Origin of the sequence: Candidatus Neomicrothrix sp. (genome assembly GCF_035329545.1) — a bacterium.
Lineage (GTDB): Bacteria > Actinomycetota > Acidimicrobiia > Acidimicrobiales > Microtrichaceae > Microthrix > Microthrix subdominans.
In genome coordinates, this window is record NZ_DAOLGP010000044.1 from 12774 (window position 1) to 27783 (window position 15010).

Annotated in this window: 11 protein-coding genes; 7 read left to right on the forward strand and 4 right to left on the reverse strand. The window is 68.1% G+C overall.

All coding sequences use genetic code 11. The features are described 5' to 3' along the window. The first annotated feature begins 8 nt into the window (after nt 1–8). Both PKD89_RS17465 and PKD89_RS17470 read left to right on the forward strand, forming a co-directional pair. Nucleotides 9–509: a hypothetical protein gene (locus PKD89_RS17465; protein WP_324332649.1), complete on the forward strand. Its 501-nt coding sequence runs from the start codon at nt 9–11 to the stop codon at nt 507–509. A 217-nt stretch (nt 510–726) separates the two neighbouring features. Then, the gene (locus PKD89_RS17470) at nt 727–1680 is read left to right on the forward strand and encodes a hypothetical protein (RefSeq protein ID WP_324332650.1); all 954 of its coding nucleotides are present in this window, start codon (nt 727–729) and stop codon (nt 1678–1680) included. Nucleotides 1681–1686: 6 nt separating this feature from the next. Here the strand turns inward: PKD89_RS17470 and PKD89_RS17475 are convergent, their stop codons facing one another. From PKD89_RS17475 to PKD89_RS17490, 4 genes are read right to left on the reverse strand one after another with little or no spacing between them, the layout of a single operon-like run. Continuing rightward, a complete protein-coding gene (locus PKD89_RS17475) occupies nt 1687–3126 on the reverse strand; it encodes an FGGY family carbohydrate kinase (protein WP_289012095.1) in 1440 nt (479 codons plus the stop codon). After that, a complete protein-coding gene (locus tag PKD89_RS17480; RefSeq protein ID WP_287392359.1) occupies nt 3123–3593 on the reverse strand; it encodes a hypothetical protein in 471 nt (156 codons plus the stop codon). Before PKD89_RS17480 ends, PKD89_RS17475 begins: the two co-directional genes overlap by 4 nt. Next, nucleotides 3590–5128 (reverse strand): FAD-binding oxidoreductase, encoded by a 1539-nt coding sequence (locus PKD89_RS17485; RefSeq protein WP_289012094.1) that lies wholly within the window; start codon nt 5126–5128, stop codon nt 3590–3592. Before PKD89_RS17485 ends, PKD89_RS17480 begins: the two co-directional genes overlap by 4 nt. Nucleotides 5129–5166: 38 nt before the next feature. Further along, the gene (locus PKD89_RS17490; RefSeq protein WP_289012093.1) at nt 5167–6861 is read right to left on the reverse strand and encodes a glycerol-3-phosphate dehydrogenase/oxidase; all 1695 of its coding nucleotides are present in this window, start codon (nt 6859–6861) and stop codon (nt 5167–5169) included. 200 nt (nt 6862–7061) lie between these two features. Here PKD89_RS17490 and PKD89_RS17495 point away from each other — a divergent pair, with 200 nt between their 5' ends. The 5 genes from PKD89_RS17495 (at nt 7062) to PKD89_RS17515 (ending at nt 14998) form a co-directional block, all read left to right on the forward strand. Continuing rightward, nucleotides 7062–9044, forward strand: coding sequence for a PQQ-binding-like beta-propeller repeat protein (locus PKD89_RS17495; RefSeq protein WP_289012092.1), 1983 nt, complete (start codon nt 7062–7064; stop codon nt 9042–9044). A gap of 24 nt (nt 9045–9068) precedes the next feature. Then, the gene (gene udp / locus PKD89_RS17500; RefSeq protein ID WP_289012091.1) at nt 9069–9830 is read left to right on the forward strand and encodes a uridine phosphorylase; all 762 of its coding nucleotides are present in this window, start codon (nt 9069–9071) and stop codon (nt 9828–9830) included. Nucleotides 9831–9989: 159 nt separating this feature from the next. Beyond that, a complete protein-coding gene (locus tag PKD89_RS17505) occupies nt 9990–10970 on the forward strand; it encodes an OmpA family protein (RefSeq protein ID WP_289012090.1) in 981 nt (326 codons plus the stop codon). 400 nt (nt 10971–11370) lie between these two features. After that, nucleotides 11371–13656, forward strand: coding sequence for an AAA family ATPase (locus PKD89_RS17510; protein WP_289012089.1), 2286 nt, complete (start codon nt 11371–11373; stop codon nt 13654–13656). A gap of 946 nt (nt 13657–14602) precedes the next feature. After that, on the forward strand, nt 14603–14998 hold the full coding sequence (locus PKD89_RS17515; RefSeq protein ID WP_324332656.1) for a helix-turn-helix domain-containing protein: 396 nt from the start codon (nt 14603–14605) through the stop codon (nt 14996–14998). Nucleotides 14999–15010 lie beyond the last annotated feature (12 nt).

A 15010-nucleotide genomic window follows, 5' to 3' on the forward strand; every position in this document is an offset into this window, starting at 1 on the left:
GCACCACCATGGTCTTGTTCTACGCCGGGGTCGCCTGGGTGGCGGTGTGGACGATCTTCCGCAGCCCGGCGCTCGACTACCGCCTGGTGATGTTGGGCGCGGTTCTGCCCGTCGTCGAGCTGCCCTTGGGCACCGGCCCGCTGCACACGCTGCTGGCGCCGGTGGTGGCGCTCATCGTCGTCATGGCGGTCACCCAGCGCAAGCGCCTGGTGCGGCGCCGCTGGTTGGGCCTCCCGATCGTCATGTTCGTGCACCTGGTGCTCGACGGGTCGATCGCCCGCCCCGAGCTGTTCTGGTGGCCACTCGGCGGCGCCGGCGCGTTTGGCCAGTCGCTGCCCGAGCTGAGCGCCGGCATCTGGCTGCTGGTCGGCGAGCTGATCGGCCTGGGCGCCCTGCTCTGGGCGGTCGGCCGCTTCGGGCTGGACGACGCCGACCGTCGCCGGCGCTTTCTGCACACCGGCCAGCTCGACCGGACGATCGCCGGCGAGGAGCCCGACGCCGGCTGCTAAACGACGCCACGCTTCCTCACCCCGTGTGTAGGTTCGGTCGATGAGGTTCGTCTCGAAACGGTGCGGGTCGAGAGCGGGGGTACCCCTGCTGATCGGGGCGTGCGCACTGCTGGCTGGCTGCGGCGGCGGTGAGGGTGCCTCGACCCCGACCGAGGGGACTACTCCGTTTTCCGAAGGTGCTCCATCTGCGGTCGGCTTGGCGGGAGGGAACGGATGGGTGGCCAGCGCCGGGGAGGACCCGGCTCTGTGGCACACGGTTGATGGCCGTGAGTTCAGTCGAACGACGGGTCTGGGGGGCTTGGTGGTGAGGACCATGCTTGGCTTCAACGACGACATCGTCCTGTCCGGGGTGCTCTGCGACACGATGGTCGACGCGCGCTGTCCGAACGGAGGAACGAGCGTGCTCCGCTCGTTCAATGCCGAGGGGAACGAGAGCTGGACCGTCGAGCTGGGAGCAACGGAATCCGACTCCATCGGTGGTGCACGGCTCGCTGGGGTGGTCGGAAACCAGATGGTGGTGGAGACCGACGACTCGGTTGATTGGATTGGCCCGGACGGCACAATCGAGCGCACGCTGCCTAGCCCCAGCGCTCCGGTCTGCGTCCTGAACGACGGACCGGTGGCACTGAGAACGTCGGGCGCCGGTCAGGCTCCGGTTGCTGGCACCCCCGTGACGGCGGTCGCCAATGGCAAGCCGAGCGAGGTGGAATTCCAGCTGTTGCAACCCCAGGGTGATCAATGGGTGGACCTTCCCGGCGGCTCGACGAAGGTCTCGGGATCAGCCCCTTTTGGGGGCTGTAGCAACGGCTCCGCCGAGATTGAAGGGGATGTGGTCACACACCAGCCGACGCTCCGTTGGGATGATTCCGGCCAACGCTGGAACCAACTCAAGGTTGGATCAACAATCTCAGATGCTTCGAAGGAGGTCGAGGCATCCGCAACCGGAAGCGGAAACCGCTATGCGCTCGACATCGGGACGGGGGACGTGCTGAGGCGGTCCGCAAACAGTTTGGACATGACCACGACGGCAGTTCGGTTCGACGAGGTACGCGACCAACCCCCGCTCGAGGTTTTTCTTGTGGTGGCCGACGGCGACGGTGGGCTGTTCGCGTGTGTGACAGCGTCTCGGACATCCTGCCAATTGGTGGACGCTGGAGAAGGCGGCGCCTGAAGCTTTCTAGAACTCGATGGCGGACAGGTCGGGGTGCCAGTGGCCCACCCGGCGCACCGCCTCGGCCCAGCGCTCGCCGTTGAATTCGCCGGTGGGTTCGACCACCTCGGCGGGCTGCCACAGCTCGGCCAGCGCGGGCACCGAATCGAACCAGCCCAGCGCAACGCCGGCGGCCAAGCCGCCGCCGCGGGCGGTGGCCTCGAGCACGGGCGACACCTCGACCGGCCGGGTGATGGCGTTGGCCAGCGCCTGCACGAACGTGGCGTTGAGTGACATGCCACCGTCGATGCGCAATGCGTCGATGTCGGCCCCAGAGTCGGCCTCGGCCGCGGCGAGCAGCTCGGCGCCCCGTTGGGCGACCCCTTCGAGCACCGCCCGCGTGACGTGGGCCTTGGTCGTGCCCCGGGTCAGCCCAAACAGGCCGCTGCGGGCGCCGTAGTCCCAGTGAGGCGTGCCCAGCCCAAGGGGGGCCGGCACAAACACGACGCCGTCGGCGTCGTCCACCGAGGCGGCCAGCGCGTCGGAGTCGGCTGCGTCGCCGAACAGCTCAAGGTCGTCGCGCAGCCACTCGACGTTGGTGCCCGCCGACAACATGATCGCTTCGAGCGCCCAGGTGCGGGTGCCGCCTACCGACCAGCCGGCGATCGGGAAGCACCCGGCGGCGGTGCGGGGCTCGGTCGGGCGGTCGCCCGGGGTGCAAACGTCGAGCATCGCCCCGGTGCCGAAGGTGGCCTTGGCCGCGTCGGGCACGACGGCGCCCTGGCCGATCATCGACGCCTGCTGGTCGCCCAGCACGGCGAGCAGCGGGGGAGCGCCGGCCAGGCGATCGAGGCTGCCGAGGTGGCCGAGCGAGTCGCCGATGGTCGGCAGCGACGCCAGCGGGATGTTCAGCTTGTCGATCACCGCCGAGTTCCAGGCGTCGGCTGCGGTGGTGGTCAGGCCGGTCATCGAGGCGTTGGAGGCGTCGGTGACAAACGTGGCGCCGCCGGACAGGATCCAGGCCAGGAACGTGTCGATCGTGCCGCACAGCAGCCCGCGGGAGCGGTCGAGGTCAAACTCGTTGAGCAGGTTGGCCATCTTGGTCGCGCTGTGGTTCGGCGCCAGCCGCAGCCCCTCGGCGGCCAGCACCAGGCAGTCGCCCACCGTGCGCAGGTCCTGCCAGCCCTGGCCGGGCGCCACCGGGCGGCCCGTCGACGGATCCCAGACCACGGTGGAGGCCCGCTGGTTGGTGATCGCCACGCCGTCGGGGGCGCCGTCGGCCTCGATCGACTCGGTGGCAAGACGCAGCGCCGAGCGTCCGAGTTCCTCGGCGTCAAACTCGACCAGTCCCGGGACCGGCGTGATCGGCAGCGCCGGGACCCGCCGTTCGCCGCTCAGTGAACCGTCGGGGGCGGCCCGCGCCACCCGGATCGAGCTGGTCCCCACGTCGATGATCAACACGCTCACGTTGGCTCCCCTTGTTCCTCTGCCTGCCCGGCTCGGTGCTGGCGGTTGGCGATCGCAGCCCCGATCATGCCGCACGTCGCCATTAGCAGCGACAGATAGACGATGCCGATCAGGGCCAGGCCGTCGACCCCACCGGAAACGGTGGCGACCAGCAGGCCGATCGCCTGCACCACCAGGTACCCGGCGGCGGCCGCAGCGGCCCCGTTGGGCACGGCCCGTCCGGGTGCGCTGCCGCCGGCAACCCAGCCGCCGACGCCGGCCGACATCAGGATCAGCAGCGAGAACAGCGCGCCGATCCCCGACGACGGGTTGTCTCGGCCGGACTGGGCCAACGAGTTGACGATCGCCAGCGGGCCGCACAGCAGGGCGGTGACGGCACCGCCGCGCACGATGGCGTCCATGCGCAGGGCAGCAAACGCCCCGGGGGCGGGTTCGGCAGGCTCGATGGGTTCGTACTGCTCGCTCATGCGGCACCGCCTGCCCTGTCGACCTCGGCTGGCACCGGCCCCAGGCCGAGCCCTCCCGGGTTCAACAGGTTCTCGGGGTCGAGCGCGTCCTTGACGGCCCGCAGCACGTCGAAGCCGCCGCCGAGCGCGTCGGCCATGAACGACGCCCGGCCGATGCCGATGCCGTGGTGGTGCGACAGCGACCCGCCGCCGTCGAGCACGGCACGGGTGGCCGCCGCCCACGCCTGCTGGTGGTAGGCGGTGCGCTGCTCGGGCTCCACCCCGCCGGCGAAGGTGAAGTACAAACAGCCCCCGTCAAGGTAGCTGTGGGACTGGTGCGTCGAGGCGGCGAGCGTGCCGGGCACGGCGGCCAGCGCTGCCACGACGTCGCGGGCCAGAGGTGCCATCACGCTCCACGGCCCGCTGATCTCCATCGTGTCGACGACGAAGCCCTTGCCCACCAGGTCCTCCAGCTCGGCGACGTTGTTGCGCCGCTGCATCCACTTCTCGACCAGCGCCACGTCGGCGGTGGTGCCCTGTGCGGTGGCCTCGTCGTCGAGCACGCCCAGGGTGGCCTCGATGATGGCGGGGTCGCCCTCGTCCAGCGCCAGCAGCAGTGCCACGTCGCCGGTGCCAAAGCCGCGGTCGGCCTCCACCGCGTCGTACAGGCGCAGCACGGCGGGGGTGGCACCCCGCTGCACCGTGCGTCGCATCACGTCGAGGCCGGCGTCCAGGGTGTCGAAGGTATAGGCGGCCCGCCCTTCGGTGGCGGGCAGCGGGCGGGCCCGCAGGTGGACGCCCACGATGACGCCCAGGGTTCCCTCCGAGCCGACGAACAGCTGGGTGAGGTCGGGTCCCTGGGCGGCGCGGGGCGCACCGCCGGTGGTGATCAGCGTGCCGTCGGCCAACACGACGTCGAGGCCCACCACCAGGTCCTCGATCTTGCCGTACCGGGTTGAAAATTGGCCGGCGCCGCGGCAGGCCACCCAGCCGCCGACGGTCGACAGGGCCATCGACTGGGGCCAGTGCCCCACGGTCAGCTGGTGCTCGGCCCGCAGCTCGGCCTCAAACACGTCGCCAAACGTGCCCGGCAGCACCGACACGATGCCGGAGGTGGCATCGACGGCGCCGATGCCGGCCAGGCCGCACATGTCCAGGGCCACCCCGCCCAGCAGGGGAACCGATGCGCCCAGCACGCCGGAGCGGCCGCCGGTGACGGTGACCGGCACGCCGTCGGCGGCGCAGGCGTTGACGACCGCCACCACGCCATCGACGTCGGTGGGCCGGGCCACCGCACCGGCGAGGGCCGGCACCTCGCCCTCGGTGGCCCACACCAGGCCGATCGGCCACCAGTCGCGGGAGTGCTCGGCCAGGGTGGCGGGGGAGACGTCCACCTCCACGCCGGTGGCGGCCAGCCGCTCGACGAACCCCTCGGGCAGCGGGCGCTCCAGGCCGAAGCGGGAGCGGGCCTGGGCCGGGTCTCCGGCCAGGGCGATGCCGGGCGTCGGCGCACCGGCGCCGAGGGGGAGGGGAGCGGCTGGTGGAGAAACATCCATGGTGAAGCGGGTCCTTTCGAGAGGGGGAGAGGGGGGCGCTAGGCGCGGGTGCCGGCGGGAACGCCCGGCGGCAGGGCCTGGTCGGTCTCGGCGGCCAGCTCGGCGTCGACGACCGCTTCGAACGCCGCCACCTGGCGGGCGATCTCGGCCTCGTCCCAGCCGAGCAGCGGGGCGACGTCGGCGGCGACCGCAGGTGCGGCCCGGCGGGTGGCGTTGCGGTCCAGCAGCAGGGCGCGGGTGCGGCGGCTGAGCACGTCGACCAGCGTGGTGGCCATCTCCGCCCGGGCGGCGTGGCGGGCCTCGGCCCGCAGGTAGGGCAGGCCCTCCACCATCGGCTCCGCCAACTCGGGGCGCTCGGCGATGTCGGCCAACAGTGCGGTGGCCTCCCCGCCGTAGCGACGGGCCAGGTGGTCACCGGTGGCTCGGTTCAGCCCGGCTGCCACGGCGGCGTCGGCGATCGTGTCCCAGCCGTCGGCGCCCCGAAGGGCCAGCCGGGCGGTCGGCGAACGCTTGGCCACGTCGGGCAGGTCGGCGCCCAGCAGCGAGCCGACTACCTCGTCGACGGCGTCGGCGGCCATCTGGCGGTAGGTGGTCAGCTTGCCGCCGGTCACGGTCACCATCCCGCTCGGCGAGGTCAGCACGCTGTGCTGACGGGACAGGTCGGCGGTGCGGCCGGACCCGCCGTTCGTCACCAGCGGTCGCAGCCCGGCCCAGGTGCCGGTGACGTCGGCGTGGGTCAGGCCGGCGCCGGTCCAGGCGTTGAGTGCGCCCAGCAGGTAGGCGACGTCCTCCGGGGTGCACTGCGGGTCGTCGATCGGGCCGTCATAGTTGGTGTCGGTCGTGCCGACGTAGGTGTGGTCGCCCCACGGCACGACGAACACCGACCGCCGATCGCCCTTCACCGGCAGGATCACGCCGATGTCGTTGCGCACCCGGTCCCAGGGCACGGTCAGGTGGATGCCCTTGGCCGGGGTGATCGAGCGGGGGTGGGCCGCCTCGTCGAGTGCCCGGACGTCGTCGGCAAACACGCCGCCCGCGTTGACAACCGCTCCGGTGGCGATGGTGAAGCGCTCGCCGTCGGCCTCCACTTCCACACCGTCGATGATGCGGCCCGGTGTCTTGGCCAGCCCCAGGGCTCGCACCCGGTTGGCCGCAACGGCGCCCTTGTCGAGCACGGCGGTGCGGATCACGGTCAGCACCAGCCTGGCGTCGTCGGCCGCGGCGTCGTAGTAGATGTAGGCGCCGCCGATCTTGTCGGCGGGCAGCGTGGGCATGTGGGCGATCGCTTCGGCGGTGTCGATCCGCTGATGAAACTTGCCGATGCGCCAGCCGCCGGTGGCGTCGTAGGCCCACATGGCGACGCCCAGCGTGCGGGACAGCTTCTTGGGGATCAGCCCGTCCTTGGCAAACAGCGGCAGCAGAAACGGCTGGATGTCCACCAGGTGGGGGGCGTTGGCCAGCAGCCGCCGACGCTCGTGCAGCGCCTGGTACACCAGCGACACATCGCCCTGTTGCAGGTAGCGCAGCCCGCCGTGCACCAGCTTGGAGCTCTTCGACGACGTGCCTGAGGCGAAGTCGCCGCCGTCGATCAGCGCGGTGCGCAGCCCGCGAGCCGCGGCGTCGAGGGCGACGCCCGCACCGGTGATCCCGCCTCCGATCACCACCAGGTCGAAGTGCTTGGTCCGCAGAGCGCCCAGCGCCTCGGATCGTTGGAACGGTGCCTCTTGACTCATCGCTGACCTGCCACGTCGTCGAACACGATCCCCGCCCGCAGCAGCGCGTTGGGCAGGCCCGTCGGGGGATGGTGCCAGGGTACGGCGCCCGCCCAGGCGGGTGCGCCATTACAGCCCGGGGCTGCGAACCGAGAGGGCGGAGGGTCCGCGAACCCCGCTAACCCCACCGCTATCGTCGGCGAAGCAGCGGGGCAGGCGGCATGGACACACGCGACTCCATTCAGTTTTCCGACGAACCCCACGGCTCTCGGCGTCCCAGCGACGCTGCGAGACGGGGTCGTCCCGCGCAAGGGCGGGCCTGGTCGCCCGTCGTTGTCGGCGCGCCCGTGCGCCCGGGCCGCTGGGTCGATCTCACCGAGGAGGACTTCGACGATCCGCTGAGCGGCGTCTATCCCCAGGTGGACGGTTCGTGGGTCGAGACGGGCCAGCGGCCCTACGACCACTCAGTCGAGGGCTACATCAACGAGGGCTACCCCGACGACGGTTTCGTCGACGATGGCGTGGTGGATCACCGCGTCGTCGACCGACAGGTCGCCGACGGTGCCTATGTCGATGACGGATACGCACACGAGCAGCACGTGGATGGCGACTACGCCTGGAACGGCTACGAGTGGATCCTCCAGGTCCCCGAGGTGGTGTCGGCTGATCAGTTCGAACACGCCGGGTACGAGCCGGACGCCTACGCCCCGTCCGGCCGAGCGGCGGGCGATCCGCCGGCCCCTTGGTGGGAGGTGCCCATCTGGAAGCCACCCCGCGTGTTCTTCGTCATCGGTGCGTTGGCCATCACCCTGATCGCCTGGCCACTGTCGAAGGGCTCCGAGGTGGACCGTGCCGGTGCCGCCACCGGGGAGGGGCCTGTCGGCTCGGTCCCGATCGCCGATGGCGGCGATTCCACCGGCGCCGGTTCTTTTGGTCGCCAGTGGTCGGCCGAGGTTCCGGGGGTACTGACCTTCCTGGGCAATCCCAGCCGCAGCTTCAACGGATCCGGGCCGCTTCCGGCCGACCCCCGGGTGGTCGATCGTTACGACCCGGCCGGTTCCGGCGCCGGCCCCAGCTCGCAGACGCTCATCGCCGAACGCGAGGGCCGCACCTGGGCGATCACCGCCGGCCTCGACGGCAAGGTCGGCTTCAGCGACGCCGACACCGGCGAGCAGCTGCTCAGCCCGCTGAAAACGTCGCGGCCGATCCGGGCCACCCCCACCCTCGACCCCGACGGATACCCCCTCCTGTACGTCGGCGGCGACGACGGCGAGCTGCGGGTGGTGGCCCTCGACCGGGGCGGAACCCCCGACGTGGTGTGGAGCCTGCGCGCCTCGTCGGTCAGCCCCTCGCAGTGGGGCACCGACTGGAGCGGCTCGCCGCTGCTCAGCGGCGACCGGCTGGTCGTCGGAGGGGGCAACTCCAACCTGCACGTCATCAAGTTGAACCGTTCGATGGACGCAGGTGGTCGGGTGCGGGTCGATCCCAAACTCGAAGCGCACATCCCCACCTGGGACGACGAACTGAACGCAGTGCTCGGCGACCGCGAGACCGGGGTGGACGCCTCGATCGCCATGGACGGTTCCATCGCCTGGGTGGTCAACGGTGGCGGGCTGCTCACCGGCTGGGACCTGTCCCCGCTCGACCGCGGCGGTCAGCCCACACGGGTGCTGCGCTTCTGGGCGGGTGACGCGGTCAAAACGTCGATCACGCTGGATGAGACCGGGGCGATCTACCTGGCCACCGCCGGACACCGACGCAACGGCCGCGTCAACGAGCTCGGCCGGGTGATGAAGCTCGACCCCAGCCGACCCGACGATCCGCTCGTGTGGTCGTCGACCGAGGCCGGGCTCAGCGAGTCCGGCGTCGTCGGGGCGCCGGTGATCACCGCCGGCCTGGTCGTCGTCACCGGCGAGCAAGGCGAGTTGGCCGGCTTCGATCGTGCGACAGGCGAGGTCCTGTGGGTGCGACAGATTCAGGCGCCCGCCCGGGCGACGCCGGTGATGGTCGACGATGCGATGGTACTTGGCAGTTGCGATGGGTTGTTGCGTGCCTGGGACCTCAGCAGTGAGGGCCCCGAGGAGCGCTGGTCGGTCAACGTCGGCGGCTGCGTGGAGGCGCCGGTCACCGCCTGGAAGGGGCGGCTGTTCGTTCCCCAGCGCGACGGCGGCCTGGCGGTCGTCGGCGACGCTGCAGCCGGTTAAGGCTGCAGCGCTACCTTGCCCACCATGGCCGACGTCTTCCACCTCGGGTTGTCTCGACCCCAGCTGATGGGCGCCACGGTGGCGATCCTGCCCGGCGACCCCGGCCGGGTCGAGCGCATTGCTTCGATGATGGAGCGCCCCCGGGCGCTGGCCAGCCAGCGGGAGTTCGTTTCGTGGCTCGGTCACCTCGATGGCCGCCCGGTCGTCGTGTGTTCGACGGGCATCGGCGGCCCGTCCACATCGATTGCGGTCGAGGAGCTAGCCCAGTTGGGCATCCGCACCTTCCTCCGGGCGGGCACCACCGGCGCCATCCAGGACAACCTCAACATTGGCGACCTGGTCGTCAGCACGGCGTCCGTTCGCCTCGACGGCGCCAGCGAGCACTTCGCTCCGATTGCGTTCCCTGCGGTGGCCGATTTTGCCTGCACCACAGCGCTCGTCGAGTCCGCCCGGGCCCTGGGCGTCGAGCCGCACGTGGGGGTCACCGTCTCGTCCGACACCTTCTACCCTGGCCAGGAGCGCTACGACACGTTCTCGGGTCGGGTGGTCGAGCGCTTCGAGGGCAGCCTGGAGGCGTGGCGGTCGATGGGGGCGCTCAACTACGAGATGGAATCGGCCACGCTGTTCACCATGTGCGCCACCCAGGGTTTGAGGGCCGGGTGCGTCGCCGGCGTGATCGCCAACCGCCTCATGTCCGAGACGCCGGACGAGCACGCCGCCGAACAGGTCGAGGTCACCACCAGGCGGGTGGTCATCGAGGCGGCCCGCCGGCTTCTCGACGGTTGACCCTCGGGCAGACGACCACCATGCGCGTCCATTCGACCACACACGGTGAATTGTCGAACGTCGCATGACGGACGGCACGATGCGCCGTACCATTCCGCTCGTCACCTAAACCGGCCGGCCGCACCGCGGCCAGCGGGTTTGGACGGGGGAGAAACACGCATGACGCCAGCGCCTGAGATGTCCGACGGCGACGGCCCTGGTGGGGTGAGCCGCTGGACGGTGCTCGGCATCGGAGTGGCGGCCCTGGTGGTGCTGATCGGGGTGACGATCGTGACGGTGGGCGCGCCCGACTCTGACGGCAGCAGCGAGGTGGTCACTAGCGCCGAAGCGGCCCTCGACAAGGCTGGCATTGCCGGCGCTCAGGTGCAGGCGGGCGAGAACGGCACCATCACCGTTTCCGGGGTCGACGCTGATGACTCGGGGCGGATCCCCGACGTGCTGGCCGGGGTCGAGGGCGTCGACGACATCGAGGTGAAGGCGGTGACGGGGGAGTCGGCGTCCAACACGCCAGACTCGAAACCCGGTGAAGGAGCGAAGGACGCATCGTCGTCCACCGACGGGTTTGTCTCCACGCCGACGCCGCCGAAGAGCACGCCCAAGGTGCCCCTACCCGATGGGGTGGAGCGCATGGGCGTGTACCAGGGCGGCAAGCTCTTCCTGGCCGGCAAGGTGCCCAGCTACGCCGACGGCAACCGCCGTATTAACGCCGGCAAGGAGATCCTGGGCGAGGACAACGTCTTCAACCTGTACCAGGTCGATAAGTCCAGCTCGCCCAGTGACGACGGCGTCATCATCGTCGCCGAGCCATTCGTGTTCCCGGCGGAGTCGGCCGACCTGCCCGAGTCGTTCTTCAGCCTGGCCGACCTGGGGGTGGCGATCATGAGCCGTTTCGACCAGACCCAGATGACGATCACCGGCCACACCGACAGCTCCGGCGATGCCGCCGCCAACCAGAAGCTGTCCGAGGAGCGGGCGGAGGCGTTCAAGACCTACCTGGTCGATAAGGGCGTGGATGCCTCCCGGGTAACCGTCGTCGGGAAGGGCTCCTCCGATCCGGCGTTCCCCAACGATACCGCCGCCAACCGGGCCAAGAACCGCCGAATCGAGGTATCCCTGAAGGGCCTCCTCCTCGGCGAGTAGCGGCCGCTCCACCTTCGTGATTCGTTTGAACAGTCGCTTCTTCTTCGATCAACGTAACCACGCACCTCGACCAGCTAAATCGTTGCGCAAACGGGCTTAGAGTCTTCTGTTTGTCCAGCGAACGAGAAGAGTTGCGGCTCGTTATTCGGTCCGTGCCATTGGGTGGATAGTCGGGAGCGACACCCCACTGGCGGTGCAAGCGCCACTCAGCATTGACTTCGTTTGGTCGTACCACATTAATCTGAGGGCACAGAGCCCTTGAAAATGCCTTATGGTTGACGCCCGATTAGCGTCTAAGCCAGCGCTCCGCCTGAGAGCTGACGGCCGTTCGCGGGGTTGTGGCCTCGGCTAGCTCGCGTTAGTCCCTGCCTCAATCCTCGAGGGCAAGTAGGTTTGATGGATGCTTCGCCGACTCGACCTCGAAGATCAGTGGAGATCTCTTGACAAAGGCTTCTGGCCCGATGACCTACCGGTGGGCAGCCGCACGGTGATCTACGGGCACAATGGCAGCGGGAAATCCACTTTATCCGAGGTCCTTCTCAGCCTCGCCGAAGGTCGATGTGCCACCGACGTCGTGTGGGAGGACGAGAGTGAACGTCGATTCACCATCAGCTCAGGCGGGGCGAGCCCTTCCTCTATGGCAGTTTTCACCCGAAAGTGGGTCGAGGCGAACCTCTCTGACTTCTTGGACGGCGAGAGCGCATCCGCAATCGTCACCCTAGGACGGGAAGCGATTGATGCCAAGGAAGAGGAGGACCGACTCGAGGCTGAAATCGCAAGCTGGCACGAGGAGGCGATCGAGGCTGAAAAGCAGCGAAAGGCGGCTGATCGCAAAGTCGACAAACTAGCACGAGAGGTCCAAGACCGCATCGTCTCTGAGCTCAAGGAGTTCGACTATAACTACTTCACGAAGAACCGTTACTCGATTTCGAGAGTCCAAGGAGAGCTGCGAAAGTACAGGGGGGAGGCCCCGGACAGCAACGCGCACGCAGACGCATTGAAGCGTCTTGGAGAGGGAGCGCTCAACGTCGTGCGGGAGGTACCCGCGCCGCCAACAGGAGTGAGTGACCGCCTGGCCGATCTGGCCGAAGTACTTATGGAGACCCCCACGCGCGTTGCCCTTCAAGCGCTTGAAGGGAACCCGGTAGCGCAAACATGGGTGGAGCGGGGGCTCGAGCTTCATAAGGAATTCGACGAGTGCTTGTTCTGCGCCGGCTCGATCGGTCATGAGCGACGGGATCAGCTCGCACGCCACTTCGATGAGAGCTGGCTTCGGATCCGCGGCAGGGCGAAGGGTTTGTTGGACGCCGTCGCCGCTGAGAAGGAGGCCCTCGTCACCTGGATCTCGAGATTGCCAGACCCGACCAGCCTCGCTGGCGACCTTCAGAAGACATGTGAAGATGCGATAGGTCGAGCCAACGCAGAAGTCAGGGAGCGAATGGCTGTGATTGGATCGGTCGAGGGCTGTTTGAAAGCGAAGGTTGCCGACCCTACATCGGAACCAGAAATCCCGAACTGGTCGTTGCTCACCGGCGGTATCTCGACGACGGTGCTGTCGCAAGCTGTCACGGAGCACAACGATCAAGCTCGCCGCCACGAGGAAATCACCGCTGAACGGAAGCAGGTCATCCTTGACCACCTAGTGGGCTCGCAGAGCGCCGTATTTGGCGATCTCGAAGAACAGGCGATGGGCTGTGCGGAGAAGACTTCGACAAGCAAGACGGCCGCCGATCTGGCCGGACGGCGGCTCGATGCAGTACGCCAGGCGAAGTTCACTACCAAGGATATGGCGGACACGCTCTCGCGGGACCTTGCCCGTGTCTACGGCAAGGACCACCTGAGCGTCGTAGTGACGCCGGATGGCAAGTCCTACGCATGTCGACGGTCCGACAAGCCGGGCACGGATCTAAGCGACGGAGAACGCACCACGCTGTCGCTGCTGTACTTTCTTCGGAAACTGGAAGATGAGCAGGTGCCCGGGGGCGACCCCTCGCAGCGAGTGGTCGTCATCGATGATCCCTCAAGCTCTCTCGACCGTGAATCGCTCTTCGCAACTCACCAGTGGCTCCTCGACACGTTGAAGGGCTTCGGCCAGTACATCGTGCTCACGCACGACTTCAGCCTTCTGCGGCTTTTCCTCAAGTCCCATCGGAACGCATGGGGTAATTCGATGAAGCAGATCAGGGATGGTGATTCGGACGAGATGCGCTTCCCGAAGGTAGCGTTCTTGGAGATGTACACCGGGACTGCGGACGGGCGGCGTTGTTCAAGACTGGGTCAACTCCCTAGCCTGCTAATGCAGAACTCAACGGAGTACGCCTACCTCTTCTCGATGGTCATGACCGGCATCTCTGAGCCTGAGGATCACGAGCGACTCTTCCTACTCCCGAACGCTGCTCGACGTGTTCTCGAAGTCTTCGCAAGCTATAAGGCCCCTCATCGACCGGACTTCCTGCAGCAGCTGGAGGTGCTTGTCCAAGTCCAGGAGAGCGAGCCGTACCGCGATGTGTACGACTTCTGCAATCGGTTCTCCCATGGTGAGGGTAGCGAAAGTATGGACGTTTTGGATGCGCGCGCGGTTCATGGTCAGATTCGTCGATCTATGGAGTTTCTGAAGGCGGTTGACCCTCAGCACTTCGAACGCATGTGTAAGGCGACGGGCAACGATCCGGCGGCGGTCGCCTAAGTTGCTGCGGCGATCTCGTCCAGGGGAAGACTGGTTATCGTTCAGCGGATTTGGGGTACGCCTCTAGGGCCGTCGTCATCAGGTGCCAGCGGTCTTTGGTAAGCCGCCAATTCAACGAAATTGGAGCAACCCGCCGCCGTCGCGTCGCGGACTAGAAGCGCACTCCGCCCCGACGTCCTCACATCGCCGGTCGTGTCGAGCGCCTCGGCTACCGTCGTTCAGATGGACAGGCAATGCTTGCTACTACCCGCTGAACCAGAGCCGATTGATGTCATCTGCTTGACGCACGACGTTGTCGTGTTGCCGGAGCAGGTCGACGGCGACTTAGGCATCTATCGAGACGAGCTGGTGGCCCTAAAAAAAGAGCTCTTGGCGGAGGGCGTCGACGTCGACTACCTCCACGACCAAGCTCATCGCACTTGGCGTGGGCTCAAAGGGGATGTCGTCGTAACGATACTCCTAGGGCCCGCCGCGGGATTAGTTGGGCGTTTGGGGTGTTTGGCTGATGGTGTAGTTCCAGTCGCCGTGCCAGTCGTGTGGTGTGATCGGTATGGCTTCGAACTGGGTGTTGTTGAGCGCCACCTCCGATGGGCATGGGGGGTTGGGTTGGTGACATTGATGGTGGGCATGGGTGGAGTGGCGTCACGGGTGTAGTCGGGGTGAGGCTCGCGTCTTTGTAGACGCGCAAGAGCCCTCCCGCGATTTCTCTGGCTGGAGCAATCGGGAGGGCTCTTCCTGATGCCCGGGGGCACTGGTGAAGATCGTAGGAACCAACGCGACGGAAGTCGAGCGCGACCTGTTCGATGGCAGGTTGGAGTGCCCGGTTTGCGGGGGCGTTCTGGCGCCGTGGGGTTGGGCCCGTTCGAGGGTGTTGCGGGTTCGTGGCGGCGGGGTGTGGCACGTGATTCCTCGTCGGTCCCGTTGCGGGGGTTGTGGCCGGACCCACGTGTTGTTGGGAGCGTTCGGGTTGTTGCGCCGCCGGGACGCGGTCTGGTCGATCGGGTTCGCTCTGGTCGCGAAGGCAGCCGGTCGGGGGTTCCGTTGGTCGGCTGCCCGGTTGGGGGTGCCGTCCTCGACGGTGCGGGGTTGGCTGCGCCGCTTTGCCACCCACGCGGAGGAGGTCCGGGTTTGGTTCACGGTGTTGGCCCACGACCTGGACCCGTTGTTGCCTCGGATCGACCCGACCGGCACCCCGTTCGCTGACGCTGTTGAGGCGGTCGGGATGGCTGCCCGGGCGGCCGAGGCCCGGCTGGGTTCGGGGGCGGGTTGGGGGTTCGTGTCGAGAGCGTCGGCCGGGAAGATTTTGGCCAACACGGGTTGCCCCTGGGCGGCGACCGGCTGAGCGTCGATCCTT

Excerpts from the sequence above, each read along its gene's own strand:
- PKD89_RS17465 (WP_324332649.1), top strand. The coding sequence starts at position 9 with ATGGTCTTGTTCTACGCCGGGGTCGCCTGGGTGGCGGTGTGGACGATC.
- PKD89_RS17480 (WP_287392359.1), bottom strand. The coding sequence starts at position 3,593 with ATGAGCGAGCAGTACGAACCCATCGAGCCTGCCGAACCCGCCCCCGGG.
- PKD89_RS17485 (WP_289012094.1), bottom strand. The coding sequence starts at position 5,128 with ATGGATGTTTCTCCACCAGCCGCTCCCCTCCCCCTCGGCGCCGGTGCG.
- PKD89_RS17490 (WP_289012093.1), bottom strand. The coding sequence starts at position 6,861 with ATGAGTCAAGAGGCACCGTTCCAACGATCCGAGGCGCTGGGCGCTCTG.
- PKD89_RS17495 (WP_289012092.1), top strand. The coding sequence starts at position 7,062 with ATGGACACACGCGACTCCATTCAGTTTTCCGACGAACCCCACGGCTCT.
- udp (WP_289012091.1), top strand. The coding sequence starts at position 9,069 with ATGGCCGACGTCTTCCACCTCGGGTTGTCTCGACCCCAGCTGATGGGC.
- PKD89_RS17505 (WP_289012090.1), top strand. The coding sequence starts at position 9,990 with ATGACGCCAGCGCCTGAGATGTCCGACGGCGACGGCCCTGGTGGGGTG.
- PKD89_RS17510 (WP_289012089.1), top strand. The coding sequence starts at position 11,371 with ATGCTTCGCCGACTCGACCTCGAAGATCAGTGGAGATCTCTTGACAAA.